The sequence below is a fragment of the Acinetobacter sp. XS-4 genome, from assembly GCF_023920705.1.
In the GTDB taxonomy this organism is placed as follows: Bacteria; Pseudomonadota; Gammaproteobacteria; order Pseudomonadales; family Moraxellaceae; genus Acinetobacter.
Window position 1 is genome coordinate 1232829 of record NZ_CP094657.1, and the last position, 26167, is coordinate 1258995.

Below are 26167 nucleotides of genomic sequence, written 5' to 3' on the forward strand. Positions count from 1 at the left end.
TTTAAAATATAAGCTTTAAATCAGCTTTTTTATTTATTTATACACAATGGCTCATTTTTTATAAAACTTGAGCCATTTTTATTTAAAACTGAGCTAACTTCATTCTGTTTAATTATAAAGTTCATGCTACAATATGTCGCAATCTTAGCACGGCTTAAAAGCCCTAATTTTATAGGACCCCCGCTAATGTTTGCCAATATTTCCATTTCTGAATTTGATCCAGAATTAGCTCAAGCAATTGCTTCTGAAGGTGAGCGTCAAGAAGCACATATCGAGTTAATTGCTTCTGAAAATTATTGCTCTCCTGCTGTGATGGAAGCGCAAGGATCAAAACTTACGAATAAATATGCAGAAGGTTATCCAGGTAAACGCTATTATGGCGGTTGCGAATATGTGGATATCATTGAGCAAATGGCGATTGATCGTGCTAAAGAACTTTTTGGTGCAGATTACGCAAACGTTCAACCACACGCTGGCTCACAAGCTAACTCTGCTGTTTATCTAGCGCTTCTTAACCCAGGTGATACTGTTTTAGGTATGAGCTTGGCTCACGGTGGTCACTTGACTCACGGTGCTAAAGTAAGCTTCTCTGGTAAAACTTATAATGCTGTTCAATACGGTCTAAATGCTGAAACTGGCGAGATCGATTATGAAGAAGTTGAACGTTTAGCATTAGAGCACAAGCCGCGTATGATCGTTGCTGGTTTCTCTGCTTACAGCCGTGTTGTAGATTGGCAGCGTTTCCGTGACATCGCGGACAAAGTTGGCGCTTACCTTTTTGTTGATATGGCTCACGTTGCAGGTCTTGTTGCTGCTGGTGTATATCCAAACCCAGTTCAAATTGCTGACGTAACTACAACTACGACTCACAAAACACTTCGTGGTCCACGTTCTGGTTTAATCCTTGCAAAAGCGAATGAAGAAATCGAGAAAAAACTTCAATCAGCTGTATTCCCTGGTAACCAAGGTGGTCCATTGATGCATGCGATTGCTGCTAAAGCAATCTGCTTCAAAGAAGCAATGTCTGATGACTTCAAAGTTTACCAACAACAAGTTGTGAAAAATGCTCAAGCTATGGCTGAAGTATTAATCGCTCGTGGTTATGACGTTGTTTCTGGTGGTACAGAAAACCACTTATTCTTGTTATCTTTAATCAAGCAAGACGTAACTGGTAAAGAAGCAGATGCTTGGTTAGGCGCTGCTCACATTACTGTTAACAAAAACTCAGTTCCAAATGATCCACGTTCTCCATTTGTGACTTCTGGTATCCGTATCGGTACTCCAGCAGTAACAACTCGTGGTTTTGGTGAAGCTGAAGTTCGTGAACTTGCTGGTTGGATCGCTGACGTGATTGACAGCAAAGGTGACGAAAAAGTTATTGCTGACGTAAAAGCGAAAGTTGAAACTGTTTGTGCAAAATTCCCTGTATACGCACAATAAGTTATAAATATAAAAAAAGCGCCGTATGGCGCTTTTTTTATATCAAGTTAATTAGATAAGAATTAACTTTTAGATTTTATAGATGACTCGGCATTATGCCAGCCACCACCTAATGCACGGATTAAATTTACACTAGCCATCATTCTAGTGCCGTTAAGCTGTGCAGAAAGTTGTTCTTGTTGCAAAATAGTCCGGTCAGAGTCAATCACATCAAGATAGCTAATAGCACCTTCTCGATAACGTAGATGAGAAAGCTGATTTGCATGGCGAGAAGAAGAAAGTGCTTGGTTTTGTGCCAGAATTTGTTGATCGAGAATTCTTTGATCAGATAAACCATTTTCAACTTCGCGAAATGCATTTAGTACAGTTTGGCGATAATTCGCAACGCTTTCTTCATAGGCAGCTCGCGCTTGGGCGACTCCAGCTTTACGTTGTCCGCCGTCAAATAATGGCAAAGATAAAATAGTACCTGCGACTGGACCAAGCAAGAATGTACGGCTCGACCATTTACCTAAATCACCTAAACTTGATGACTCATAACCTAGAGCACCTGTCAGGTCCAGTTTCGGGAAGAAAGCAGTGCGTGCTATTCCAATACGTGCATTATCTGCTGCCATGGCACGTTCAGCCGCAGCAATGTCAGGTCGTCTTTCAAGTAAAGCTGAAGGTAAACCTGCTGGCAGACGGAGGCTGTTTGCAGTTAAAGGTTCAATTGCCAAGCTAAACTCAGCAGGTGTTTTGCCTAACAATACTGCAAGTGCATGTTCTGCATTGGCTCGGTTACGAGCAATGTTCAGTGCATTGGTTTGGGCGGTAGCCAGTTCAGTCTGTGCGCGAGAAACATCTAATTCACTGACTAAACCATTTCTAAAACGTGTTTGAACTAAGTCGCGTGTCTCGCCAAGCAGTTTAATAGTGCGATTATAAATTGCTTGTTCAGCATCAAGCTGACGAATGAGAAAGTAGCCTTGAGCAACATCTGCTTGTAACGCTAAAAGTGCTGACTGATATAAAGCTTCTTGTTGCTGTACATCAGCTGTTGCTGCATTGACACTACTGGCGATACGACCAAATAAATCGAGCTCATATGAAACATTCGCTTGAGCACGCCATAAGGTTTGTGCAGATGTATGAGCATTGTCATCTAAACCCAATGAAGCAGGAGAGGGTTTTTGACGAGTTGGGCCAAAGCCGGCACTAATACTTGGCAAACGTTCAGCTTGTGCTGCTGAACGTAATGCACGTGAAGCCTGAATATTGGCCGCTGCCGCTTTAAGACTCTGGTTTCCAGAAATGGCTTGTTGTTCGAGCTCATTCAATTGAGCATCATTAAAAACACGCCACCACTCACCTCGAATCTGCTGATCGGCAGGTTGGGCAATTTTCCAGTTATTATCCTCAAGTTTAGGGTCAGATTCTTTAAATTTGACTGGAACTATCACCTTTGCAGGTTGATATTCCGGAGCCAAAGAGCAGCCTGCAAGCAGCAGGCTTCCCATGAGTGAGGACAATAATAAGCTTTGTTTTGCTGTAGCCATTAAATATCCTCCTTAATGATCATGTGGGTTAGATAAAGGTGCTTCATGAACTGCTGCCGAATGCAATTTATGTTTACTGTTCAATGTACGAATCAGGACATAAAAGGCAGGGGTCAGGAACAAACCAAACAGCGTTACACCGATCATGCCGAAGAACACTGCAATACCCATCGCATGACGCATTTCAGACCCTGCACCAGTTGAGGTAACCAGTGGGACTACACCCATAATAAATGCAATAGAAGTCATTAAAATTGGACGCAAACGTAGACGACTTGCTTCAACTGCTGCTTTAAAGGCAGTTGCGCCTTGCATTTCAAGTTCTCGCGCAAATTCGACAATTAAGATGGCGTTTTTACAGGCTAGCCCGACCAATACCATCAGACCAATTTGGGTAAAGATGTTGTTATCTCCACCTGTCAGCCAAACACCCGTCAGAGCTGCCAAAATCCCCATTGGTACAATTAAAATTACAGCTAAAGGCAAAGTTAGACTTTCATATTGAGCAGCCAGCACCAAGAACACGAGCAATACGCTAATTGGGAATACCCAAAGTCCTGCGTTACCAGCCAAGATTTTTTGGTAAGTTAAATCTGTCCATTCGAACTTAATACCACGTGGTAAGGTCTGTGCAGCAATACGTTCAACCGCTGCTTCTGCTTGGCTAGATGAATAGCCCGGTGCAGGGCCACCGTTAATATCTGCTGACGTGTAGCCGTTATAACGCACTACCATTTCAGGACCATAAGTCTGAGTTACATTCACCAATGAAGATAACGGCACCATTTGTCCGGCACTGTTACGGGTTTTAAGCTGCAAAATATCTTCAGGGTTAGCTCGGAAAGGTGCATCAGCTTGCGCTCGAACCTGATAAACACGTCCAAAGCGGTTAAAGTCGTTAACGTATTGAGAACCTAAATAAATCTGCATGGTGTTGAAAACATCTGTCACAGCAACACCTTGTTGTTTGGCTTTGACACGGTCCAGATCTACGTTTAGTTGAGGTACGTTAATTTGATAACTTGAGAACATTGGACCAAGTTCAGGGGCAGATTGTGCTGCTTTCATAAAGTTTTGTGCAGCATCGTTCAAGGCTGAATAGCCTAAGGCACCTCGGTCTTCGAGTTGGAGTTTAAAGCCGCCCATGGTCCCTAAGCCCATCACGGGTGGTGGTGGGAAAACTGCAATATATGCATCCTGAATTGCTGAATATTTCTGGTTGAGAGCACCAGCAATTGCATTTGCAGATAAGTCTTTAGCCTTACGTTCATCGAATGGTTTTAAGGTTACAAAGACAATACCCGCACTTGAGCTGTTGGTAAAACCGTTAATTGATAGACCAGGGAAGGCAACAGCACTTTCTACACCAGGTTGTTTAAGTGCGGTGTCACTCATTTTACGAATGACTGCTTCGGTACGATCTAATGAAGCGCCGTTTGGCAATTGAGCAAAGCTAATCAAATATTGTTTGTCTTGAGCGGGAACAAAGCCACCCGGAACAATATAAGAAATACCAACAGTTAAGCCTAGAAGAGCTGCATATACACCCATTGCAGATGCTTTATGGGAGATAACACGACTCACACCTTTACCATAGTTGTCTGACGCACGGGTAAACACACGGTTAAACAGCGCAAAGAAACGTCCAAATACCCGGTTCATAATGCGTGTTAATGCATCAGGTTTAGCATCATGTCCTTTCAGTAACATAGCTGCTAAAGCCGGCGAGAGCGTCAGTGAGTTAAATGCCGAAATAACGGTTGAAATGGCAATGGTCATGGCAAATTGTTTATAAAATTGCCCTGTTAAGCCTGTCATAAAGGCAAGAGGTACGAATACTGCAACAAGGGTCAAAGCAATGGCAATAATTGGACCACTCACTTCTCGCATGGCGCGATAAGTTGCATCTCTTGGGCTTAAGCCTGCTTCAATATTCCTCTCGACATTTTCGACGACCACAATCGCGTCATCGACCACAATGCCGATGGCAAGTACCATCCCGAACAGTGAAAGCGCATTAATTGAGTAACCAAAAGCAAGCATGAGCGCGAATGTACCAATAATTGAAACTGGTACTGCAAGCAATGGAATGATTGAGGCACGCCATGTTTGTAAGAATAAAATAACAACTACAACAACCAGTGCAATTGCTTCAAGCAAGGTATGAACGACTGCTTTAATACTGGCACGTACGAACTGGGTTGGATCGTAAACAATGTCGTATTTAATTGAAGATGGAAAATCTTTTGAAAGTTCTTTCATCGTGCTACGCACTTGATCGGAAACTTGCAAAGCATTAGCGCCCGGCGCTTGGAAAATTGGAATTGCGACCGCTTGTTTATTATCGAGTAATGAACGCAAGCCATATTGTGAAGCTGCAAGTTCAACACGAGCAACATCACCTAAGCGAGTGACAGCGCCATCAGGAGCAGTTTTTAAAATGATATCTGCAAATTCTTGCTCAGTCGTTAAACGACCTTGAGCGTTTACTGAAAGTTGTACAGGCGAATTGGTTGGTGATGCACCAATGGTACCTGCTGCAACCTGAATGTTTTGTTCACGGATTGCGCTCACAATTTCAGTCGCTGTGAGATTCCGTTGCGCCACTTTTTGTGGGTCGAGCCACACACGCATTGCGTAGTCACCCGAACCAAATAAACCGACTTCACCTACACCTTGTAAACGAGCCAAACGGTCTTTTACGTTAAGCACCGCGTAGTTACGCAAGTAGGTCATGTCATAGCGATTATCTGGCGAAGTCAGATGCACAACCATGGTTAATGTAGGCGAGCTTTTTAAAGTGGTGACACCTAAACGCTGTACGTCTTCGGGTAAACGGGGCAATGCTTGCGACACACGGTTTTGAACCAATTGTTGAGCTTTGTCAGGGTCGATACCGAGCTTAAAGTTCACTGTAATGGTTAAGTTACCGTCACTGTTTGCCTGAGATTGCATATACAGCATGTCTTCTACGCCGTTGATCGACTCTTCAAGCGGAGAGGCAACAGTTTCAGCAATCACTTTTGGGTTCGCACCCGGATATTGAACGCGTACCACCACAGAGGGGGGAACAACTTCTGGATATTCAGAAATCGGTAACTGGAATACTGAAAGTAGACCAGCGAGTAAAATCAGTACTGATAAGACACCAGCAAAGATTGGCCGATCAATAAAGAATTTAGAAATATTCATATGTGATTAACCTTTTGCCGGAGTTGATGTTTTTTCTGTTGGCTGAGGTTGAGGAGTGGTACTACTAGCAGTGATTTGTGCATTTGGCATTGGAACAAGATGCGGGGTAACAGGGTCACCCGGACGAATACGCTGTAAACCATTCACCACAATACGGTCACCCGCTTGTAATCCACTATTCACGATTTGCAAGCCATCTTGTTGTGTGCCAAGTTTTACTTCACGGTAAGCTGTCTGGTTTTTAGCATCAACTACAACAACAAAACGTTTATCTTGATCGACCCCGACTGCGGTTGGACTAATCAGAATTGCTGAACGAGGTTGACCACCGCCCAGACGGATTCGAGCATATAAACCCGGTAATAAAACTCCGTTTGGATTATCGAAAGTCGCGCGAACGCGAATCGTACCTGAGGTCGTATCTAGGTTATTGTCGATTGAGTTGATGATTCCTTCACGAGAAAACCCAGTTTCATTGGCAAGCCCCATATAGACAGGAACTTGTGCAGAATTACGCTGATTACTGATATATTTGAGGTAAGTTTGTTCATCCACATCGAAAGATGCATAGAGACGAGAGACAGAGACTAAGCTTGTTAAAACCTGTGCTCCGTTACCCGCAGAAACCACGTTGCCTACAGTCACTTCGGCACGAGAAATTCGACCACTGACTGGTGCAGTAATGCGTGTATACTCAAGATTTAAACGGGCAGATTGAACGGCTGCTCTAGCGGCTTGCAGGTTAGCACTGGCTGAGCGCGCATCATTTTCAGCTAGATCTAATTCTTGGCGTGATACAGCATTACTTTGAATTAAGCGTTGAATACGGGAAAGATTAGAACCTGTATAAGTTACTTGTGCTTCAGCCGAAGCGAGTTGAGCTTGGGCACGATTTAGTTCTGCTTCGAAAGGGCGTGGGTCAATGGTAAAAAGTAACTCACCTTTTCTAACTAGACTGCCATCTTTGAAGTGTACGGAAATGAGTTTACCCGAAACCTGAGGCCGAATATCGACTTGATCAATGGCTTCTAAGCGACCGGAATATTCTTGCCAATCGGTAATGGTTTTGCTGATGACATTGGAAATATCAACAGTAGCAGCTTGTTGGGCTGTTGTCGGTGCAGCTTTTGCATCGGCATTTTCATGTAAAAACATAAAACTGCCACCCGTTGCCAAAATGGCGACAAAGATGGCAGACAGCGCGAACTGTTTGCGTGAAAATGACATGAGGTGCTCCTAATCATCTGGATACCTGTTTTCAGACTTTTAATTATGGTCCGTATGGGAGAAACAGGGTTTATGGGATGGACGGAGCATAAAAGTTTGTCAATCACGAATAAATATATTAAATTCGATAACACTATTCGTATTTTTATAACAATTGATGTGTTTGAATGAAAAAATGCATTGACTGATAGGAGTGTGCGTGTGGATCTATTTCATGCCATGAAAGTATTTAACAAAGTTGTCGAAACAAATAGTTTCAGTTTAGCGGCTGATAGCTTAGGCCTACCGCGTGCTTCAGTGACTACAACCATTCAGGGTTTAGAGAGACATTTACAAGTTCGTTTATTGAACCGAACTACCCGTAAACTCAGTTTGACGCCAGATGGTGCTGTTTATTATGAACGTACTGCGCGAATTTTAGCCGATGTCGAAGACGTTGAATCGACTTTTCATGATTCGGAACGTGGACCACGAGGTCGACTACGTATTGATGTTAAAGCTTCAATTGGACGACTCATCCTTATTCCAATGCTTTGTGATTTTCATGCCAAATATCCTGATATTGATTTGGTGATTGGAATGAGTGATCGGCCGGTAGATCTGGTGCAAGATGCGGTCGACTGTGTCATTCGTATTGGTCAGTTGAAAGATTCAAGTTTGGTTGCTCGTCGTATTGGAACAATTCAGTGTGTGACGGTTGCTGCACCTCGTTACTTGGCGGAACATGGTGAACCGAAAGTCATCGATGATTTAAAAAAACATCAGGTTGTGCATTATTTTAATAGTCGTACCGGACGCAATATCGACTGGGATTTTATGGTTGATGGTGAGATTCATAGTGTTGGCGTGAAAGGTCGTGTTTCTGTCAACGATGGTGATTCATATATTGATTTGGCAGTACAAGGATTTGGCCTAATTCAATGTCCATATTATATGGTAGCGAAACATCTGGAAGATGGCACACTCAAGGAAGTACTTACTGAATGGTTGCCAGCACCAATGCCAATATCAGTTGTATATCTACAAAACCGTCATTTATCACCTAAAGTTCGTGTGTTTGTTGATTGGGTCGCTGAATTATTTGCAGGTTGTCAATTGTTGAGCGGTTGCTCAATGCTATGGGATCAGAAATGTGAATTTGCTAGTGCCAAAGAACATAACCATGAATATACCATTCGGACATTGGTTGAAAATGAAAATATGGCAGAAGCCTATACACTCAAAAATTAGCCTTGGAGTTTGAGTGATTTTTCAACATTTAATCAGTTAACACAATCCATTGTTTTGACATCTTCATAAATCCTTAACTTACTGGTATAGAAATTGCAATTATTTCGGCAGAAGAGTAATTTAGAAATACTCAAATTTTTATCACCTTATTTGGATTTTAAGGAGAAGCTTCAAGATGGCAAGCTTTATGAAAAAAATGTTCGTTTCAACAACCTTAGTTTTGGCTGCTGTTGCAACGAATGTACAAGCAAAGGATTGGAAGGTGATTCGTTTTGGTACTGAGTCCTCTTATGCACCGTTTGAATATAAAACACCGGATGGCAAGTTAACTGGTTTTGACGTTGATTTGGGTAATGCCATTTGTGCAAAACTCAAAGCCAAGTGTGTTTGGGTTGAAAACTCTTTTGATGGAATGATTCCAGCACTTAAAGCGAAAAAGTTTGATGGCATTCTTTCATCAATGACAGTGACTGATGAACGTGCGAAACAAATTTTGTTTAGTAACAAAATCTATAATACGCCAACGCGTATGGTTGCAAAAAAAGGCTCACCGTTATTACCGACAGCTGCATCATTGAAAGGTAAGCGTGTAGGGGTACAACAGGGCACAATTCAAGAAACTTATGCTAAAGCTTATTGGGCACCAAAAGGTGTGGGCATTGTTCCTTATCCAACTCAAGACTTGATTTACCAAGACATGATGTCTGGTCGTTTAGATGCAACTTTACAAGATGCAATCATGGTTGATGGTGCTTTCTTAAAACAACCAAAAGGCAAAAACTTTACTTTTGTCGGCAGCAATGTGGTTGATACAAAAACACTGGGTGTAGGCGCAGCGATTGGTTTACGCAAAGAAGATGCAGATTTGAAAGCGAATATTGATAAAGCGCTCGCAGCAATCATTGCGGATGGAACATATAAGAAACTCGAGAAAAAATATTTCTCCTTTAACATTTACTAATGATGTGAAAAATGTCGGCTTAGTGCCGACATTTTAAAATCTATTCTCATCTCATCAATATTAGATATTGTTTTTAAGGAGAAGATGAGTCATGTTTTTATCTGGCTATGGGCCACTCCTTCTCAACGGAACATGGATGACTATACAGCTTGCGCTGTTGTCACTTTTGCTTTCTGTCATTATTGGCTTAATTGGTGCGAGTTCAAAACTCTCTAATATTAAAGCTTTACGTTATATTGCGACTGCCTATACCACGCTCATTCGTAGTGTGCCTGACTTGGTGATTATGCTGCTGTTATTTTATAGCTTGCAGTTAGGTTTGAACCAAATTACTGAAGCACTGCAAATGGACCAGATTGATATCAATCCTTTTGTGGCTGGTGTGATTACTTTAGCATTCATTTATGGTGCATATTTTACCGAGACCTTTCGTGGTGCATTTCAATCGGTTCCAACGGGTCAAATTGAAGCAGCAATGGCCTATGGGATGACCCCTTGGCAGGTTTTTCGGCGTGTATTATTCCCTCAAATGATGCGTTTTGCATTGCCGGGTATTGGTAACAATTGGCAAGTTTTGATTAAGGCAACTGCACTGGTTTCGATTATTGGCCTAACTGACATTGTAAAAATTACGCAAGATGCGGGTAGAAGTACCATGCAACTATTCTTTTTCAGCATCGTGGCTGCTGCGATTTATTTGGTCATTACCACCGTGTCAAACCTGATTTTAATGTGGCTTGAGCGTCGTTATTCTGCTGGTGTGAGGAAGGGACAATTATGATTGAAATCCTTCAACAGTATTGGCAGGCATACCTTTGGACTGATGGCTTACAAATGACTGGTGTCGCGATGACTGCTTGGTTATTGGTGCTTTCTATTGGTATTGGGTTTGTGCTTGCTGTGCCTTTATCACTTGCACGAGTATCTGAAAATCTTTGGTTGCGTGGTCCAGTTTGGTTATTTACCTACGTTTTTCGTGGCACACCACTGTACATCCAATTGCTGATTATTTATTCAGGCATTTACAGCTTTGATTACATCCATGAACATCAGACGCTCGATGCATTTTTTCGAGAGGGCATAAATTGCACCATTTTGGCATTTGCGCTCAATACTAGTGCATATACGACTGAAATCTTCGCTGGAGCGATTCGTTCTATTCCACATGGCGAGATTGAAGCCGCCCAAGCTTTTGGCATGTCAAAATGGAAACTCTACACACGTATTATTATTCCGTCGATGTTGCGCCGTGCTTTACCATTTTACGGTAACGAAGTCATTTTGATGTTGCATGCGACAACCATTGCATTTACAGCAACTGTTCCAGATATTTTAAAAATTGCGCGTGATGTAAATGCGGCAACCTATGACACCTTCAATGCTTTTGGGATTGCCGCGGTGTTATATGCGATGCTGGCATTTATTTTGATTTGGATATTTCGTAAGTTGGAAAAACGTTGGTTGGCATTTTTAAAGCCATCGAATCATTAGGAGACATAAATGGAACACGTTGCAAAACTAGTGATTCGTGATTTACACAAAACATTTGGCGATCATGAAGTACTGAAAGGGATATCACTTGATGCAAATGCTGGCGATGTAATTAGTATTATTGGTTCATCTGGTTCAGGTAAAAGTACTTTGCTGCGTTGTATCAACTTTTTGGAGCAACCGAGCAACGGCACCATTAAACTCAATGGTGAAAAACTACGCACAGTCTTTGATAAAAAAGGCAATTTAAAAGTTGTTGACTCAAAGCAACTACAAAAAATGCGTACCCAACTGATGATGGTGTTTCAGCACTTTAATTTATGGTCACACATGACAGTGCTTGAAAATGTCATTGAAGGGCCAATTCATGTGCTTGGGGTGAAGCGTGCTGAAGCCGAAGAGCGTGCAAGGAAATATCTACGCAAAGTTGGATTGCCTGAAAGTGTTGAAAATAAATATCCAGCTTTTTTATCTGGTGGTCAGCAGCAACGTGTAGCAATTGCTCGTGCTTTGGCGATGGAGCCTGAAGTCATGTTGTTTGATGAACCAACCAGTGCGCTTGATCCAGAGTTGGTGGGTGAAGTACTAAAAGTAATGCAGGGCTTGGCTGAAGAAGGACGTACCATGATTGTGGTGACACATGAAATGGGCTTTGCACGTCATGTGTCTAATCAGGTGATTTTCTTGCATCAAGGGAAAATTGAGGAGCAGGGCCATCCTGATGAAGTACTCAACAATCCAAAAAGTGAGCGTTTAAAGCAATTTTTGACGGGCAGTTTAAAATAAGTTGTACATACCGAGTAAGGTGAAGTTTTTGATAAAAGGATCCTCATCTTATTCGGTTGCTTTCTAATTATAATTTATAGATGGGTGTTTTTAGAAAACACATTAATAATGATAATACCTGCAATCATTAAAGTAAGACCAATACAGGCCGCCAAATCTAAATGCTGTTTGTAAAATATCCAGCCAATTGCAGAAATTAAAATAATACCCGCGCCTGACCAAATGGCATATGCAATTCCGATCGGAATCGTTTTTAATGTCAGGGACAGTAAATAAAAAGCAATTGCATAACCCACAACCGTAATGATGGATGGAATGGGAACAGTAAAACCTTGAGATGCTTTTAAAGCTGAAGTTGCAATGACTTCACAAACAATGGCAATTGCTAAATAAAGATAAGACATGGGAAGCCGCGCCAGGATGAGTTTTAATCAATCTATATGAAATGTTGAAATGGTTTAGCAGTTTTAACGATTGTTTAATTTTTTGGTACAAAATGACCAGTAAATCAAACTGAACTGATAAATTGATTTTATCACTAGCAAAGCGTTCTCAGCTATGTATTCATTTATTTAATATTTTGTTTGCATGGTTATTTAAGAGGATCTGCAACTTTAGCCTGATCCTCCATAGACTTTTTTAAAAGATAAATTAGCTGAGTAAATTTAGTCCCTTAAATTTCTCTAGCAGTTGATCTTGGTTTTCAATATGGGCCGGATCTTGTTTAATACAATCAATTGGACAAACTGCTTTACATGTTGGCGCATCGTAAAAGCCTACACATTCGGTACAACGAAGTGGATCAATTTCATAAACTTTGTTCCCTTCAAAAATAGCGAGGTTCGGGCATTCCGGTAAGCACATATCACAATTGATGCAGTCACTCGTAATCAAAAGTGCCATGTTTAACTCGCTTAATAAGCCAATGTAGAGGCAGTAATATTTTCTTTCGCATGCGGCAAATTGCGTACGAGTAGGGCATAACTGATATCAATATTTTGTGAGAGTAGAATTTCAACGAAATGCCCTGAACCTTTAGCATCTGTAATTGGGTTACCTTTAAAATCGCGCATTTCGGTTAAGGTAAAGGTGATATTGCCTTGCGGTGTCATGAGCTCAAGTGAGTCGCCAACCACAAAACGGTTTTTAACCTCAATGCGAATATAATCACCGTGACGTTCTAAAACCTCTCCACAAAATTGTTGGTAGTCAAAATGTGATGAACCATCAGCATAGTTTTGATATTCACTGTGCACATGACGTCTTAAAAAGCCTTCGGTGTAACCACGGTTTGCCAAACCTTCAAGTTGGGTTATTAAGCTTGGGTCAAATGGTTTACCTGCTAAAGCATCATCAATCGCTTTTCGATAAATTTGGGCGGTGCGGGCACAGTAAAAATACGATTTAGTACGACCTTCAATTTTCAGTGAGGCAATGCCCATTTTGGTTAAACGATCTACATGTTGTACAGCACGTAAATCTTTGGAGTTCATAAAATAAGTACCGTGTTCATCTTCTTCAGCAGCAAACATTTCTTCATCATTGCGTTGTACAAGCAAAGTTTGAGCTGAAGTTGTCTCTGATTGTGCTGATGAGTAGCAAGATTTTTCTGAGGTGTTGAGCTGAGTGACTGGAATCACATCGCCGTTTGCATCTTCTTGGGCTTTATGCAGTTTATAATCCCAACGGCACGCATTGGTACATGCACCTTGGTTGGCATCACGTTTGTTCATATAACCAGAAAGTAGGCAACGGCCTGAGTAGGCCATGCATAGTGCGCCATGTACAAAAACTTCGAGTTCAATATCTGGCACATGTTGCTGGATTTCTTCTATTTCTTCTAAAGACAACTCACGCGATAAAATCACACGGCTTAGACCATAATCTTTCCAGAATTTAACGGTTGCCCAGTTAATGGCATTGGCTTGAACCGATAGATGAATTTGGACTTCTGGGAAATGCTCACGCACCATCATGATTAAGCCTGGGTCAGACATAATGAGAGCATCTGGCTGCATAGCCACAATCGGCTCAAGATCACGAATAAAGTTTTTTAATTTACTGTTATGTGGCTGAATGTTAACCACCACATAAAACTTTTTGCCCAAAGCATGGGCTTCATCAATTCCAATTTTTAAATTGTCATGATCAAAAGCATTATTACGCACACGTAAACTGTAACGTGGTTGGCCTGCATATACGGCATCTGCACCGTAGGCAAATGCATAGCGCATGTTTTTAAGTGAACCTGCGGGAGAGAGGAGTTCAGTCTTCATAAAATAAAAGGCATAAAAAATATATGGTTTTATTTTATTAATTCCACATTTTGGATTCAACCTACTGAATTAGTAGGGATTTGACTTATATCTTTTTGTGCGGGTAGCATATTTTTTGCTAATTCTCCTAAGCGCATCAAAGCATTTAACATTTTAGGGTTTAACTCAAAACATGCTGCTATGCGTAAACAATGACTAAAACGTTTATCAGCCGAACATAAAATTCCTGGCATACATAAGATTTTTTCGTCCATTGCTTGGTGAAATAGTTCTAATGTGTCTATCGATTCAGGCAGCTCTAGCCATAAAATAAATCCTGCTTGTGGGCGACTGACTCGAGTACCGAGTGGAAAATAACGACAAATATAAGATTTGATGGTATCAATTTGTTGTTGATAGCGTTTTTTGAGCTGACGTAAATGCAGATCATAACCACCATTTTCTAAGAAAAGTCCTAACGTTTCTGTGAGCAAAGCTGGCTCGGCAACGGTTGTCGTAAATTTAAGTTGCTGCACAATATTACGAAAGCGCCCAGCTTCTAACCAGCCAATTCGATAGTCGGGTGCTACAGTTTTAGTATAGCTACCACATACCAATACCCACCCATTTTGGTCAAATGCCTTCACATTGGGTAAGAGTGGTTCAGTGAGTTGCAATTCGGCGTACATCGCATCTTCAATGACGGGAACCTGAAATTGATTAGCTAGCTCTGCCAAACGGCGGCGGTTGCTTTCAGGCATGCTAAAACCGAGAGGATTGTGTCCTGTTGGAATGGTTAATATGGCTTGTACACTTTTAGACTTTAAGAGTTCTTCAAGAGCATCTAGGCACATACCTGTATGCGGTGAAGTCGGCACTTCTACAATTTTTCGGCCTAAATTATGAAGAAGCGGGTACAGATTGTGAAATGTAGGGATCTCAAGTGCAATGCTGTCACCCGCTTGAGTTGTTGCCATAATCGCGAGACTTAAAGCCTCCATTGTGCCATGAGTGAGTACAATATCATCTGCTGAAAGAAACATGCAGAGTTGTAAGCCTCGCCTAGCAATTTGAGTACGTAAACGTATAGAGCCGGGCGGTAAAGTATAGCTTTTAAAAATATCTGGTTGTGTCCGTAAAACTTGAGCAGTTAAACGTTTTAAGCGTTCAATTGGGTAGAAATTTTCACCAGAAGGACAAGCTAAAGCCAAATTGATATAGGCTGGGTCCATTTGCTTTTTAACGATTTGTGCGAGAAAACAACTAATGCCTGAAAGTGATACTTTTTCTTCACTTACATAACGCTCTTCGAGTTCTAGTAAGTTTGAAGGTGCATGACAAACATAGTAACCAGACTGTGGGCGAACAGAAATTAAACCTTGGTCTTCAAGCTGACGATAAGCTTCTTTTACGGTGTTAATACTGACCTGATAATGATTTGCGCAGTCTCGGATTGATGGTAAGCGTGAACCAATAGGTTGCCTTCCATTCTGAATTTGAAGGGCTAGGTCATCACTCACTTTTTTATATTTGTACATATCAATTCATTAAAAAGCCAAAGCAATGGATACACTTTAGAGTGATCTTTTATTTAACTCAAATATTGTGATTACTTTTGATTAGTCCATTTAACGCAAATCTAAACTAAAAACTGTGTCTATTATTTTTCATATTAACTGGTACTGTGACCATTAAAAATAAATCAGTAAGATCAAAAAATGGTAAGGACTCAAAAGCCATATTTTTAAATTTTAAAATCAGTAGGAGTGGTCTATGTCTGTTGTTGCATTTAAACAAGTTGATGTTTTTACTTCACAAGCATTTAAAGGTAATCCTGTCGCAGTCATTATGGATGCCAGTACTTTAACGTCTGAACAGATGCAGGAAATTGCGAATTGGACTAATCTTTCTGAAACGACATTTGTGCTCCCTGCGACCGATTCGCAAGCTGATTATCAGGTTCGAATTTTTACTCCACAAAGTGAGTTGCCATTTGCAGGCCATCCTACAATTGGTACAGCCTATGCTTTGCTTGAAGCCGGCCTTGTGACAGCTAAAGAAGGTAAGCTGGTACAGCAATGTGGTGCGGGTTTGGTAACGCTTACCGTGAGTGGCGCAAGTCATATTTCATTTGAACTACCTAAGCCTAAAATTACACCATTAGATGCAATGCACACTGAGAAATTAGTAGAAATTTTAAAATGTGAAATTAATACTCAATGGAATGCCACATTGGTTGATGTAGGCGCGCGTTGGGTTGTATTACAAGCGGTTAATGCCGAAGCTGTTTTAGCAGCTCAACCAGACTTTGCAGCCTTAAAACAACATGACTTAGAAATGAAAGTTACGGGCGCGACAGTTTTTGGTTTTTATGAAAATAATGTTGAGCAAAAACATATAGAAGTTCGTTCATTTGGACCTGCTTGTGGAATAAATGAAGATCCAGTTTGTGGCAGTGGTAATGGTAGTGTGGCGTCTTTCATTCGTCACTATGGTATTTTACCAGCACAAAATGATTTAGTTCTTTCTTCACAAGGACGGGCTTTAGGTCGTGACGGGCAGCTTCAACTAAATTTGTATCAAGACAAAATTTTAGTGGGTGGAAATGCCGTTACCTGTATTGATGGCACAATCAAGTTATAAAACAGATATAAAAAAACCGAGGACTGTGCCTCGGTTTTTTAATTAGAAAAATCTTATTTTTCTACGAATGCACGCTCAATCACGTAGTCGCCCATTACACCCATACGAGGTGATTCAACTAAACCGTGTTGGTCAAGTAACGCAGCAACATCTTTCAAGAAAGCAGGGCTACCGCAAAGCATTGCGCGGTCAGTTTCACGGTTGAAGCGCGGTAAACCAACTTTTTCGAATAAAGCGCCAGTTTCAATTGCAGTGGTAACACGGCCTTGAGTGTGGAAAGGTTCACGAGTTACAGTAGGGTAGTAAACAAGTTTGTCTTTAATACCTAACTCTTCAAAGAACTCATGATTTGGTAATTCATTCAAGATAAGGTCTTGATAAGCTAATTCAGAAATATAACGTGTACCATGAACAACAATTACTTTTTCAAAACGTTCGTAAGTTTCTGGGTCACGAATAATTGATAAGAATGGTGCAAGGCCAGTACCAGAAGATAAAAGGTACAAGTTTTTACCCGGTAAAAGGTCATCATGAACCAATGTACCTGTCGGTTTTTTAGAAATTAAAATTTCATCGCCAACTTGTACTTTTTGCAAAATCGAAGTTAAAGGACCTTCTTGTACTTTAATTGAGAAAAATTCTAACTCTTCTTCGTAATTTGCACTTGCAATCGAATATGCGCGCATTAACGGTTTGCCATTCACTTCAAGTCCGATCATTACGAACTGACCATTTTTAAAACGTAAGCTAGTGTCGCGTGTAGTTTTAAAACTGAAAAGGGTGTCATTCCAGTGGTGAACATGAGTAATGCGTTCGACGTTAAAAGCAGCCATTAAAGGTCTCGATCACGATTAAAAGAAAACAGATAGCTATTCTAATCTAATTTCATTCCCGATAAACTGAATATATTTAATTGTGTTTATAAGAAAAAGTGATGAACAACTCTGTCACCTTCCCCATAATCGGCCATATGTGTTCGCCTTATCGTGAAAAATTTGGTATTCCACGTCAGCCTAATTTGGTAAATATTGAGTCTTATATCGAAATGGCAGAACCTTATAATGACTTATTGGCATTTGAGGGAATTGAGCAGTTCAGTCATCTCTGGCTAGTTTGGCAGTTTCATGACAATAAAAATCAGGGTAGTGCCGATAAATTTCGTCCACAGGTTCGTCCGCCACGTTTAGGCGGTAATGAAAAAATTGGCGTATTTGCTACACGTAGTATGTATCGACCATCTCCAATCGGGCTGTCAGTTGTAAAGCTGAATAAAGTGGAAAAAGTCGGTAAGTCTGTTCGTGTTTATGTTACAGGAAGTGATTTATTAAATGGCACTCCAATTTTAGATATCAAACCCTACATTCAATATTCTGATGCAATTGTTGATGCACAAAGTGGTTATGCACATGCTGAACCAGAACGAAAGTCTGTCATTTGGGCTGAAGCGGCATTAACAGCGCAAAAATATTTTTTGCAAAATAGTGAAATGAATTCACAGTACATTGATGAGCTTGAACAAGTCTTAGCTTTAGACCCTCGGCCTGCCTACCAAGAAGACGCTGAACGGATCTATAAAATGAAATTTTCAGACTTTGATATTCATTTTAAAGTCGATCAATTTGTAGTTACTATCATTGATGTGGTGAAGACTTCTTCGTTTGCACAATAGAAATCTTTAAAACCAATGGATGTTGAGCCAAAGTAAACTAATAAATATAGTCATATGAATGAGTTGGGCAGGCACGAAAGCAAGGGCATAGCGTAGCCCGCCCGAAATTGCAGAGTTCACACTTTTGGCAAGCGCATGAACTGCAAAGCCTCCTAGAAAGGCAATTAATAAAGGCGTCATATGGGTGCTATCAGGTTCACCTTGCACAATGACTGCTGCAATAGCTGCATGTATTTCAAATAAAGATGCGAGTAGAGTACCTGCGATTAATCCGGCATCGCCTAAAGATATACTTAAACCATAAACACCTGCCTGAATGAGCGTGAGTGTGCCTGCAATAATAATGGCTTCTTTTAAGCTAAACATTCTTGAGTCGATTTCGGGTGAAGTTGTACTGGGCTCTGCTTTACGTAATAAAATGAAAGCCCAGATTGCTAAAACAACTAATGCAATAAGTGTAGGAAATATAATGAGCTTAAACCAAGCAAAGCTAATCCCAATCACAATAATTAAAGTTTGAATGAGTGTTGAAACACACGACATTAATGCAGCGCCTGCATTTGTAATTGCATTGGCTCTGCCAGAGCGTACTTCTAAACCTAAACTGGCAATGGTCGCTGTACTGGAAACAAATCCCGAGGCTAAAGAAGAGAGTAATAAAGCATTCTTAGATGAGAGTAACCGTTTTGCAATATGGGCGAGTGCTTGTACAAATAAGATCAAAGTGAGTAATTTTAAAATCACATGCGGATTTAAAACAGGACCCCAAAAGGGTTTATTAGGGACTAAAGGCAGCGCTATTAAAAGTAAAGCGAGTAGGAAAATACCATCACGTAATTCCGATTCAGTAATCCATTGACTGGCAATGCCATGCATAGATTGTTTAGCCAATAAAATAATGGTCATGATCACAGCTAGGCCAGCAGCAAGCGAAATATTCCAAATACAAAGTGCCCCAATAAAATAAGTCATAATAAAGGCAAGTTCGGTGGTTACACCGGGGTCATTGGGCTGATTTTTGAGAGATACAATACTAATAGCCCCAATGAGAAGGGCACCTACAATTCCAATTTCAGTGCCGAATAAAAAACAGATGGCGCCTAATAGTGAACTAATTGCAAAAGATCGAAATCCCGCAAAAGTTTTGTATTCATGTTTAAGCTTACTTCGTTCACGTTCTAAACCAATTAGTAAACCACAACCGAGCGCCGCAGCAATGACGGTAATGAATTCTTCAAATGAAGTTGTTTGTAATGACATTGTCATTGGAAGCTCCATGTTACTTCCTCTTTGGTTTATTGTTATAAGTAGATTTGAATCATTTTAAAAATCATATATTCACGTTCAGTTTATGCTTTTTATTATAGTGAGCATAGTATCTTTTTTAGACAAAGCAACATACACAGTATTTTTATAAATATGAACTATGACGCAAAAAAATATTAAGTTGAGAATTAGTTCAATTATTTGAAGTTAAAGAATATTTAAAAGTTGGATTTAGCAATTTTGTGGTGAGTTAAATCAAAAATATCTCTGCTATATTATAAAAATTTATTGGGGATAACGCATGAATGCACACGTAGAAATAGATACGTATTGGTGTCTAGAACAACTATTACAAGAAGGCAGGATTACAGAGCGAGATAAATTACTTGTACAGTCGAGCCACCGCCAAAAAGACCAGTTAAAGTGGCATCCTTTACAGTGGATTGCACATTTTAATTTAAAAGACCAGCAGCACACACATGCTCATTTAAGTTTAAACCGCTTGTGTTTATGGTTTGCAGATCGGGTTCAGCTCCCTTTATTTGTGATTGATCCTTTAAAGGCAGATGTGAGTGCTTTAACGCAGGTAATGTCACAAGAGTTTGCTATTCGCAATCATATTTTAGCTGTTGAAATTCACGCTGACCGAATTGTGATAGGAACAGATCAGCCATTTCAAACAGATTGGCTTAATAATCTTGAGCGAAGTCTAGCACCTAAAAAAATTGAGCGGGTATTACTTAACCCTGAACAGTTGCAACGTTATTTGCGCGAATATTATCAGGTCAGTCGTGCGGTCAACTCAGCTCAAAAAGATGCAGCTCATGACCGAGACACTAAAAACGTTGAAGCTCTTCTACAGCTTGGCGATAGTCAAAACCCAGATGCGAATGATCAGCATATTGTGAAGTTGGTCGATTGGATTTTACAGTTTGCATTTGAGCAGAGTGCCAGTGATATTCACATGGAACCTCGCAAAGACAATGGCAAAGTCAGGTTCCGTATAGATGGTGTTTTGCACACTATTTATAACATGCCATCAAATACACTGACCGCCGTGATTTCCCGAATTAAAATTTTAGGGCGTTTAAATGTAGCGGAAAAACGTAAACCGCAAGATGGTCGATTAAAAACACGGACACCTAAAGGGCAAGAAACTGAACTCCGTTTATCAACCTTGCCAACTGCATTTGGTGAAAAACTGGTCATGCGTATTTTTGATCCCGATGTGTTGGTACGTTCTTTTCATCAACTGGGTTTTGAAGAGGGTCTCTTACAACAGTGGCAGCAATTAACAAAAAATAGCCATGGGATTATTTTGGTTACTGGTCCCACAGGTTCAGGTAAAACCACAACGTTATATTCATCTTTAAAGCAGCTCGCAACAGATCAGGTCAATGTCTGTACCATTGAAGATCCGATTGAAATGTTAGAGCCTAGTTTTAACCAGATGCAGGTCAATAATGCAATTGAATTAGGCTTTGCAGATGGTGTTCGCGCGCTTATGCGTCAAGACCCAGACATTATTATGATTGGGGAAATTCGTGATCAAGATACAGCGAATATGGCCATTCAGGCGGCACTCACAGGTCATTTAGTATTATCAACACTACACACCAATGATGCGCCGTCTAGTTTGACTCGATTGCATGATTTGGGTGTGCAGCCATTTTTAACAGCAGCAACTATTTTAGGTGTTCTCGCACAGCGTTTAGTGCGACAGCTTTGTCCGCACTGCAAGCTACAAACTCATATTAATGAGGATGAGTGGCAACATTTAACATTCGACTACATTATGGAAATGCCAGAAAAAGTTTATCACGCAGTAGGGTGTGAACAATGTCGTCATACAGGCTATAAAGGGCGAGTCGGTATTTATGAATTTATGCCGGTCAGTCTTGAGCTTAAGCATCTTATTAGTAGCCATATGACATTAAATGATTTGAGAACGCAAACTAAAAAAGAAGGTATAGAACCCTTAAGAATTGCGGGTGCTCGTAAGGTAATTGATGGTCTTACAACATTAGAAGAGGTATTGCGGGTTGTGCCATTAAATTAAGTTTTTCTTAAGATTCACCTCATTTATGCTTGATTTAATTGCTTTATCCCAAGAGGACACCGTAAACAGAGGGTAATCATATGAAAATACTTAAAGCAATACTAATGACTACAGGTCTAACAGCGGCTGGTGTGTCTATAGCAAATACACCTGTGAATCAGGCAGCAATTGCTCCAGCAACTCTCACAACTGTTAAGCATGCATTAACGGCAAAAGATAATACACCAGTAAAAGTACAGGGTCAGGTTGTAAAATCTTTAGGTGATGAAAAATACCAATTTCGTGATAAGACAGGTAGCATTACAATTGATGTAGATGATGAACTTTGGCAGGGTCGTCCTATTTCACCAAATACAACTGTGACTTTAATTGGTGAAGTAGACATCGACTATAAACCTTTAAAACGTGTAGAAATTGAGGTCGATCAAGTTCAGTTCTAATTCATTGATCTCTGAATCTACTACTTTTAGCCGCATTTAAATGATGCGGCTTTGCTTTTTTTATAAAGGCTTGGCAAGATTAAAACAGCATATAACAGGAAAAATAGATGAGAATTTTGCTTGCAGAAGATGATCGCTCTCAAGCTGAAAGTATTCAATCATGGTTAGAGTTAGATGGTTATCAGGTCGATTGGGTAGAAAGAGGTGATTATGCGCTTACGGCAATCGAACAGCATGACTATGACTGTATTTTACTTGATCGGGGACTGCCGCAATTAGCGGGTGAAAAAGTTCTAACAACGATCCGTTATAAACAAAAAAATGTTCCTGTTATTTTTATTACCGCACGTGACAGCATTCATGATCGAGTAGAAGGACTAGATTTAGGCGCAAATGATTATTTGGTTAAGCCTTTTAGTTTAGAAGAACTCTCTGCCCGAATTCGCGCTCAATTGCGTAAACAAACTTTAAGTCAGCAATCGATTTTAACGTGGGGTGATTTGCAACTTGATACACAAGCGAAAGTTGTATTAAGCGCTGGAAAATCTATTGATTTAACTGCAAAAGAATTCCAAATATTACGTAAGCTGATGGTTCATCCTGAACATATTATTACCCGTGATCAATTAGAAGAAGCACTCTATGCATGGGGTGAGGAAATTGAAAGTAACGCCATCGAAGTATTTATTTATCAGCTTCGAAAAAAAATCGGAAGTAGCTGCATTAAAACCATACGGGGGCTAGGTTACCGTATGGGAGATTTAAAATGAAATCGAATCGCTCATCTTTGCAGTCGCAACTGGTTAAAACCACCATGTGGAGTAGTGTGGTGGTGGGCTTGGTGGCTTTAAGCTTACTTACCATATTTTCTGTTTATCACAACATGTCAGTTCAAGACGAAATCATGGATGAAATTTCAGACACTTTACTGGTTTCTGATCTGTCAAAACATTCTATGAAACAGTTTGATCAGCTCAGTGATGAATTTGATATTCAGTATGAGTTATTAAGCTCTGGGCAATTACTTACTCATTCTCATAGTTATCAGCATGAACTTTTTGAACAAGGAAAGTTATCTGAAGGTTTTTCATATTTTTGGTTTGATGGTCAATTATGGCGTAGTCTGGCTGCACAACAAGAAGACTCTCAACTAGAAGTTGAAGTCTTTCAGCCAATGAGTACCCGTATTGAAGAAGTACTCAAAGCACTTGCAGGCTATAGCGGTCTTATGGTGTTGTTCTGGTTGCTGCAATGGGTCATTGTAAGTTGGCGTACGGAGCAACAATTGGCTGCGCTAAATTTACTTTCTATACGTATTGCCCAAAAAACAGCTTCAAATTTAGAACCAATTCAAGATCCAGATGTCATTACCGAAATTCAGCCTGTGATTGATGCTTTAAACCAATTACTTGCAAGATTGCAAAGAGCATTAGTGGCTGAGCAACGTTTTACGGCAGATGCTTCCCATGAGCTACGTTCTCCGTTGTCTGCCATACAAATGCGTCTTCAAGTTTTACAGCGTAAATATCAACATGTTCCAGAACTTCATCAGGACTTTGAGCGCATACAAGAGGACGTTTCAAGAAGTACAAAAGTACTTGAAAACCTACTCCTTCTTGCTCGCCTAGAACCCAATGAAGCAGAGCAGCCACAACTTCCTAAAACAGTTATCGATTTAAATTACTTATTGGCTAGAGTCATTGAAACTGTAACTTTAGATGCGAATGCTAAACAGATGTTGATAGAGACAAATACCTTATCGACAGAAACTAAAACCTTTGCGAATGAAGAATTACTGTTTATTGCTTTTAGAAATTTATTTGATAATGCCATTCGTTATAGCCCGACTTTAGGTTCTATTCATGTTGAGATTAGTCAGGACGAACAGCAAATTAAGGTCGCTATAGAGGATACAGGAAATGGTGTAGATGATGAGGTATTGCAACGTTTAGGGCAGCGTTTTTTTCGAGTATTAGGTACTCAGCAGCAAGGTTCAGGGTTGGGAATTTCAATTACTCGAAAAATTATTGAGTTGCACAATGGTGAATTGCATTTTATGCATGCTGAACAGGGTGGTTTGAGGGTAGAGGTTAATCTTCCATTATAAAAAATAGCATGGTTACCCATGCTATCCATTTTTTGTTTTCCCACGAATATTATTGAAACGCGAGTGTATTTTTTATTTAGTTAAAATTAGACGATTGTTGCGAGTGAGGCGTAAACGATATTCCTCGCCAGCATGCATAATGCGGATTTCACGGCCTAATGCAAAGAGGTTGTTAGAATGTAACATTGGTAAGGCATGAGCTGTTTCATTGTTACGAGTAAATAAGCTAAAAGGTGCGTTCATTTGTTGTGCTCCGTGGTATGTTCTTGAACGATTTAAATGATAATCATTATCGAATAGGTCTGTCAATGAGATTTTAAAAAATTTATAAAATGATAAAATTTGCTTACACTTGAGAAAAATTTTAGAGAGTAGAAAAATGCCCAAACCGATAGTCGATGTCGCTATAGCAATCTTGATCCATCGTGGAAAAATACTGGTTGGATGGCGCGAAGAGCAGCAACATCAAGGTGGAAAGCATGAGTTTCCTGGAGGAAAGGTTGAGCAGGGTGAAACACCTGAAGAAGCCTGTCGCCGTGAAATCTATGAAGAAGTGGGTATTGGTTTAAAAGATTGGCACCAATTTAATTATATTCACCATGAGTATGATGACATTATCGTCAATTTACATTTATTCCATAGTTATGTGCCTGATGAACTATTAAATCTTATTCATCAACCATGGGCATGGTATACACGTGAACAGTTACTTTACTTAAACTTTCCAAAAGCGAATAAAGACATCATAAAACGACTTTATTGGCCTCATTTCATCAAAATTAGCAATACGCTTACATCGGTAGGAAGCAGTGATGCTTTATTGTATTGGCGTATAGAAGATGAATCTGACCAGCAATCAATAGAGCAATTAAGCACTTTAGATGAAAATCAGTTATCAAACTTAATTATTAATGTAGATATCTGGCAGCAGTTGAGCCCTGAATTAAAAAAACAGATTAAGACTGTTCATTTAAAACAATCTCAGCTCATGAATTTGCATAAAGGCGATTTAACAATGGGCGTGCGTTATATTGCCGCTTGTCATGATGCAGTTTCTTTAAAGCAAGCTGAGCAGATTGGTTGTGATGCTGTTTTTATTAGTCCTGTAAAGCCAACAACGACTCATCCAGAAGCTGTGGCATTAGGTTGGGAACGTTTTGCAGATCTAGCTCAAAATAGCCATATTCCAGTTTTTGCATTAGGAGGAGTGCATCCTGATGATTTAGCTACTGCACAGCAGCATGGTGCATATGGTTTAGCAGGCATTCGTAATTTCTAATAAAAAAATAAATAAGCATTAAAAGCTAGAGCGCTTTTAATGCTTGTTGCGCTTCTTGAACAGTTTTTTGATTATTACGTTGTTGTCCAGCTTTTAAAATGGTCAACCAAAGTTGCTTTTTCATCGCCTGACTTTGGGCAAAACTCAAACCACGTCGTGCTAAAGACTCAGCATTAGAATATTGCTGTTTATGATTTGCCGTAAGGGCAAGAAATAAGTAAGTCTCAGCCGCTTGTGGTGCTAAACGCTGTGCCTGAAGTGCATAGCGTTCAGCCTCTGACCATTGCTGGTTTTTGTAAGCTTGCTGTGTTTTCTGCATTAATACTTTAAATGCAGGTAATTGACTTCCATCATCATTAAAGCGTTGAAGCTTCTTTTGCTGAGGAACAATCACCTGTAAATTTTTGCGTTGAATTTCTGGATGTTCATAAGGTGTAATTTTTACACCTGATGGAGTTTCCGTATTTTTCTTCACTGGTGGAGTAGGTGTTTTCTCTTTGGATTCAGAATGATCAGGCAAAGTTGTACAGCCGACCATAAGAACAGCACCAATATAAAAAACACCTTTCTTCAACATATCCTAA

Annotated in this window: 24 protein-coding genes and 1 pseudogene; 13 read left to right on the plus strand and 12 right to left on the minus strand. The window is 40.1% G+C overall.

What is annotated here, in order from left to right:
- Positions 1-32: 32 nt before the first annotated feature.
- Positions 33-125, minus strand: a pseudogene (locus MMY79_RS05735) (hypothetical protein); the annotation flags it as partial.
- 61 nt (positions 126-186) lie between these two features.
- On the opposite strand from MMY79_RS05735, the gene glyA reads away from it, so the two are divergent.
- On the plus strand, positions 187-1440 hold the full coding sequence (gene glyA / locus MMY79_RS05740) for a serine hydroxymethyltransferase (RefSeq protein ID WP_252612483.1): 1254 nt from the start codon (positions 187-189) through the stop codon (positions 1438-1440).
- A gap of 62 nt (positions 1441-1502) precedes the next feature.
- Here glyA and MMY79_RS05745 read toward each other — a convergent pair whose 3' ends face one another.
- The 3 genes from MMY79_RS05745 to adeF are packed head-to-tail and all read right to left on the minus strand — an operon-like array spanning position 1503 to position 7397.
- Complete coding sequence (locus MMY79_RS05745; RefSeq protein ID WP_252612484.1) at positions 1503-2978, minus strand: efflux transporter outer membrane subunit; 1476 nt, start codon at positions 2976-2978, stop codon at positions 1503-1505.
- A gap of 12 nt (positions 2979-2990) precedes the next feature.
- Entirely contained in the window at positions 2991-6170 is a 3180-nt protein-coding gene (gene adeG, locus MMY79_RS05750; RefSeq protein WP_252612485.1) for a multidrug efflux RND transporter permease subunit AdeG, read from the minus strand.
- Positions 6171-6176: 6 nt separating this feature from the next.
- A complete protein-coding gene (gene adeF, locus MMY79_RS05755) occupies positions 6177-7397 on the minus strand; it encodes a multidrug efflux RND transporter periplasmic adaptor subunit AdeF (protein ID WP_252612486.1) in 1221 nt (406 codons plus the stop codon).
- Between the two features lie 201 nt (positions 7398-7598).
- Between adeF and MMY79_RS05760 the strand changes: the two genes are divergently transcribed.
- The 5 genes from MMY79_RS05760 to MMY79_RS05780 all read left to right on the plus strand — a co-directional run bounded on the left by MMY79_RS05760 (position 7599) and on the right by MMY79_RS05780 (position 11865).
- Positions 7599-8627 (plus strand): LysR family transcriptional regulator, encoded by a 1029-nt coding sequence (locus tag MMY79_RS05760; RefSeq protein ID WP_252612487.1) that lies wholly within the window; start codon positions 7599-7601, stop codon positions 8625-8627.
- 175 nt (positions 8628-8802) lie between these two features.
- Positions 8803-9588: an ABC transporter substrate-binding protein gene (locus MMY79_RS05765; RefSeq protein ID WP_252612488.1), complete on the plus strand. Its 786-nt coding sequence runs from the start codon at positions 8803-8805 to the stop codon at positions 9586-9588.
- Positions 9589-9679: 91 nt separating this feature from the next.
- Positions 9680-10369 carry a histidine ABC transporter permease HisQ gene (gene hisQ, locus MMY79_RS05770; RefSeq protein WP_252612489.1) on the plus strand — a complete coding sequence of 230 codons (690 nt, stop codon included), beginning with the start codon at positions 9680-9682 and terminating at the stop codon, positions 10367-10369.
- Positions 10366-11079: an ABC transporter permease gene (locus MMY79_RS05775; protein ID WP_252612490.1), complete on the plus strand. Its 714-nt coding sequence runs from the start codon at positions 10366-10368 to the stop codon at positions 11077-11079. The genes hisQ and MMY79_RS05775 overlap by 4 nt, the downstream gene beginning before the upstream one ends.
- Before the next feature lie 9 nt (positions 11080-11088).
- Positions 11089-11865 carry an ATP-binding cassette domain-containing protein gene (locus MMY79_RS05780; RefSeq protein ID WP_252612491.1) on the plus strand — a complete coding sequence of 259 codons (777 nt, stop codon included), beginning with the start codon at positions 11089-11091 and terminating at the stop codon, positions 11863-11865.
- A gap of 74 nt (positions 11866-11939) precedes the next feature.
- On the opposite strand, the gene abeS is transcribed toward MMY79_RS05780, so the two are convergent.
- The 4 genes from abeS to MMY79_RS05800 all read right to left on the minus strand — a co-directional run bounded on the left by abeS (position 11940) and on the right by MMY79_RS05800 (position 15664).
- Positions 11940-12269, minus strand: coding sequence for a multidrug efflux SMR transporter AbeS (abeS, locus tag MMY79_RS05785; protein ID WP_252612492.1), 330 nt, complete (start codon positions 12267-12269; stop codon positions 11940-11942).
- Positions 12270-12516: 247 nt separating this feature from the next.
- Positions 12517-12768 (minus strand): YfhL family 4Fe-4S dicluster ferredoxin, encoded by a 252-nt coding sequence (locus tag MMY79_RS05790; RefSeq protein WP_252612493.1) that lies wholly within the window; start codon positions 12766-12768, stop codon positions 12517-12519.
- Between the two features lie 11 nt (positions 12769-12779).
- On the minus strand, positions 12780-14141 hold the full coding sequence (gene yegQ / locus MMY79_RS05795) for a tRNA 5-hydroxyuridine modification protein YegQ (RefSeq protein WP_252612494.1): 1362 nt from the start codon (positions 14139-14141) through the stop codon (positions 12780-12782).
- 56 nt (positions 14142-14197) lie between these two features.
- A complete protein-coding gene (locus MMY79_RS05800) occupies positions 14198-15664 on the minus strand; it encodes a PLP-dependent aminotransferase family protein (RefSeq protein ID WP_252613445.1) in 1467 nt (488 codons plus the stop codon).
- A gap of 229 nt (positions 15665-15893) precedes the next feature.
- Between MMY79_RS05800 and MMY79_RS05805 the strand changes: the two genes are divergently transcribed.
- Positions 15894-16763: a PhzF family phenazine biosynthesis protein gene (locus MMY79_RS05805; protein ID WP_252612495.1), complete on the plus strand. Its 870-nt coding sequence runs from the start codon at positions 15894-15896 to the stop codon at positions 16761-16763.
- A 53-nt stretch (positions 16764-16816) separates the two neighbouring features.
- Here the strand turns inward: MMY79_RS05805 and MMY79_RS05810 are convergent, their stop codons facing one another.
- Positions 16817-17596 carry a ferredoxin--NADP reductase gene (locus MMY79_RS05810; protein WP_016137545.1) on the minus strand — a complete coding sequence of 260 codons (780 nt, stop codon included), beginning with the start codon at positions 17594-17596 and terminating at the stop codon, positions 16817-16819.
- 101 nt (positions 17597-17697) lie between these two features.
- Here MMY79_RS05810 and tsaA point away from each other — a divergent pair, with 101 nt between their 5' ends.
- Positions 17698-18432 (plus strand): tRNA (N6-threonylcarbamoyladenosine(37)-N6)-methyltransferase TrmO, encoded by a 735-nt coding sequence (tsaA, locus tag MMY79_RS05815; protein ID WP_252612496.1) that lies wholly within the window; start codon positions 17698-17700, stop codon positions 18430-18432.
- Positions 18433-18438: 6 nt separating this feature from the next.
- Here tsaA and MMY79_RS05820 read toward each other — a convergent pair whose 3' ends face one another.
- Positions 18439-19710 (minus strand): DUF4010 domain-containing protein, encoded by a 1272-nt coding sequence (locus tag MMY79_RS05820; protein ID WP_252612497.1) that lies wholly within the window; start codon positions 19708-19710, stop codon positions 18439-18441.
- A 289-nt stretch (positions 19711-19999) separates the two neighbouring features.
- On the opposite strand from MMY79_RS05820, the gene MMY79_RS05825 reads away from it, so the two are divergent.
- The 4 genes from MMY79_RS05825 to MMY79_RS05840 all read left to right on the plus strand — a co-directional run bounded on the left by MMY79_RS05825 (position 20000) and on the right by MMY79_RS05840 (position 24304).
- Positions 20000-21757: a GspE/PulE family protein gene (locus MMY79_RS05825; RefSeq protein ID WP_252612498.1), complete on the plus strand. Its 1758-nt coding sequence runs from the start codon at positions 20000-20002 to the stop codon at positions 21755-21757.
- Between the two features lie 80 nt (positions 21758-21837).
- Entirely contained in the window at positions 21838-22197 is a 360-nt protein-coding gene (locus tag MMY79_RS05830) for a NirD/YgiW/YdeI family stress tolerance protein (RefSeq protein WP_252612499.1), read from the plus strand.
- Positions 22198-22304: 107 nt separating this feature from the next.
- Entirely contained in the window at positions 22305-22967 is a 663-nt protein-coding gene (locus MMY79_RS05835) for a response regulator (RefSeq protein WP_005307039.1), read from the plus strand.
- On the plus strand, positions 22964-24304 hold the full coding sequence (locus tag MMY79_RS05840) for an ATP-binding protein (RefSeq protein WP_252612500.1): 1341 nt from the start codon (positions 22964-22966) through the stop codon (positions 24302-24304). The genes MMY79_RS05835 and MMY79_RS05840 overlap by 4 nt, the downstream gene beginning before the upstream one ends.
- A gap of 72 nt (positions 24305-24376) precedes the next feature.
- On the opposite strand, the gene MMY79_RS05845 is transcribed toward MMY79_RS05840, so the two are convergent.
- The gene (locus MMY79_RS05845) at positions 24377-24547 is read right to left on the minus strand and encodes a hemin uptake protein HemP (protein ID WP_004643472.1); all 171 of its coding nucleotides are present in this window, start codon (positions 24545-24547) and stop codon (positions 24377-24379) included.
- 136 nt (positions 24548-24683) lie between these two features.
- Between MMY79_RS05845 and MMY79_RS05850 the strand changes: the two genes are divergently transcribed.
- Complete coding sequence (locus MMY79_RS05850; RefSeq protein ID WP_252612501.1) at positions 24684-25583, plus strand: thiamine phosphate synthase; 900 nt, start codon at positions 24684-24686, stop codon at positions 25581-25583.
- A 25-nt stretch (positions 25584-25608) separates the two neighbouring features.
- Here the strand turns inward: MMY79_RS05850 and MMY79_RS05855 are convergent, their stop codons facing one another.
- Positions 25609-26160, minus strand: a complete 552-nt coding sequence (locus MMY79_RS05855; RefSeq protein WP_252612502.1) for a tetratricopeptide repeat protein — start codon at positions 26158-26160, stop codon at positions 25609-25611.
- Between the last annotated feature and the right edge of the window lie 7 nt (positions 26161-26167).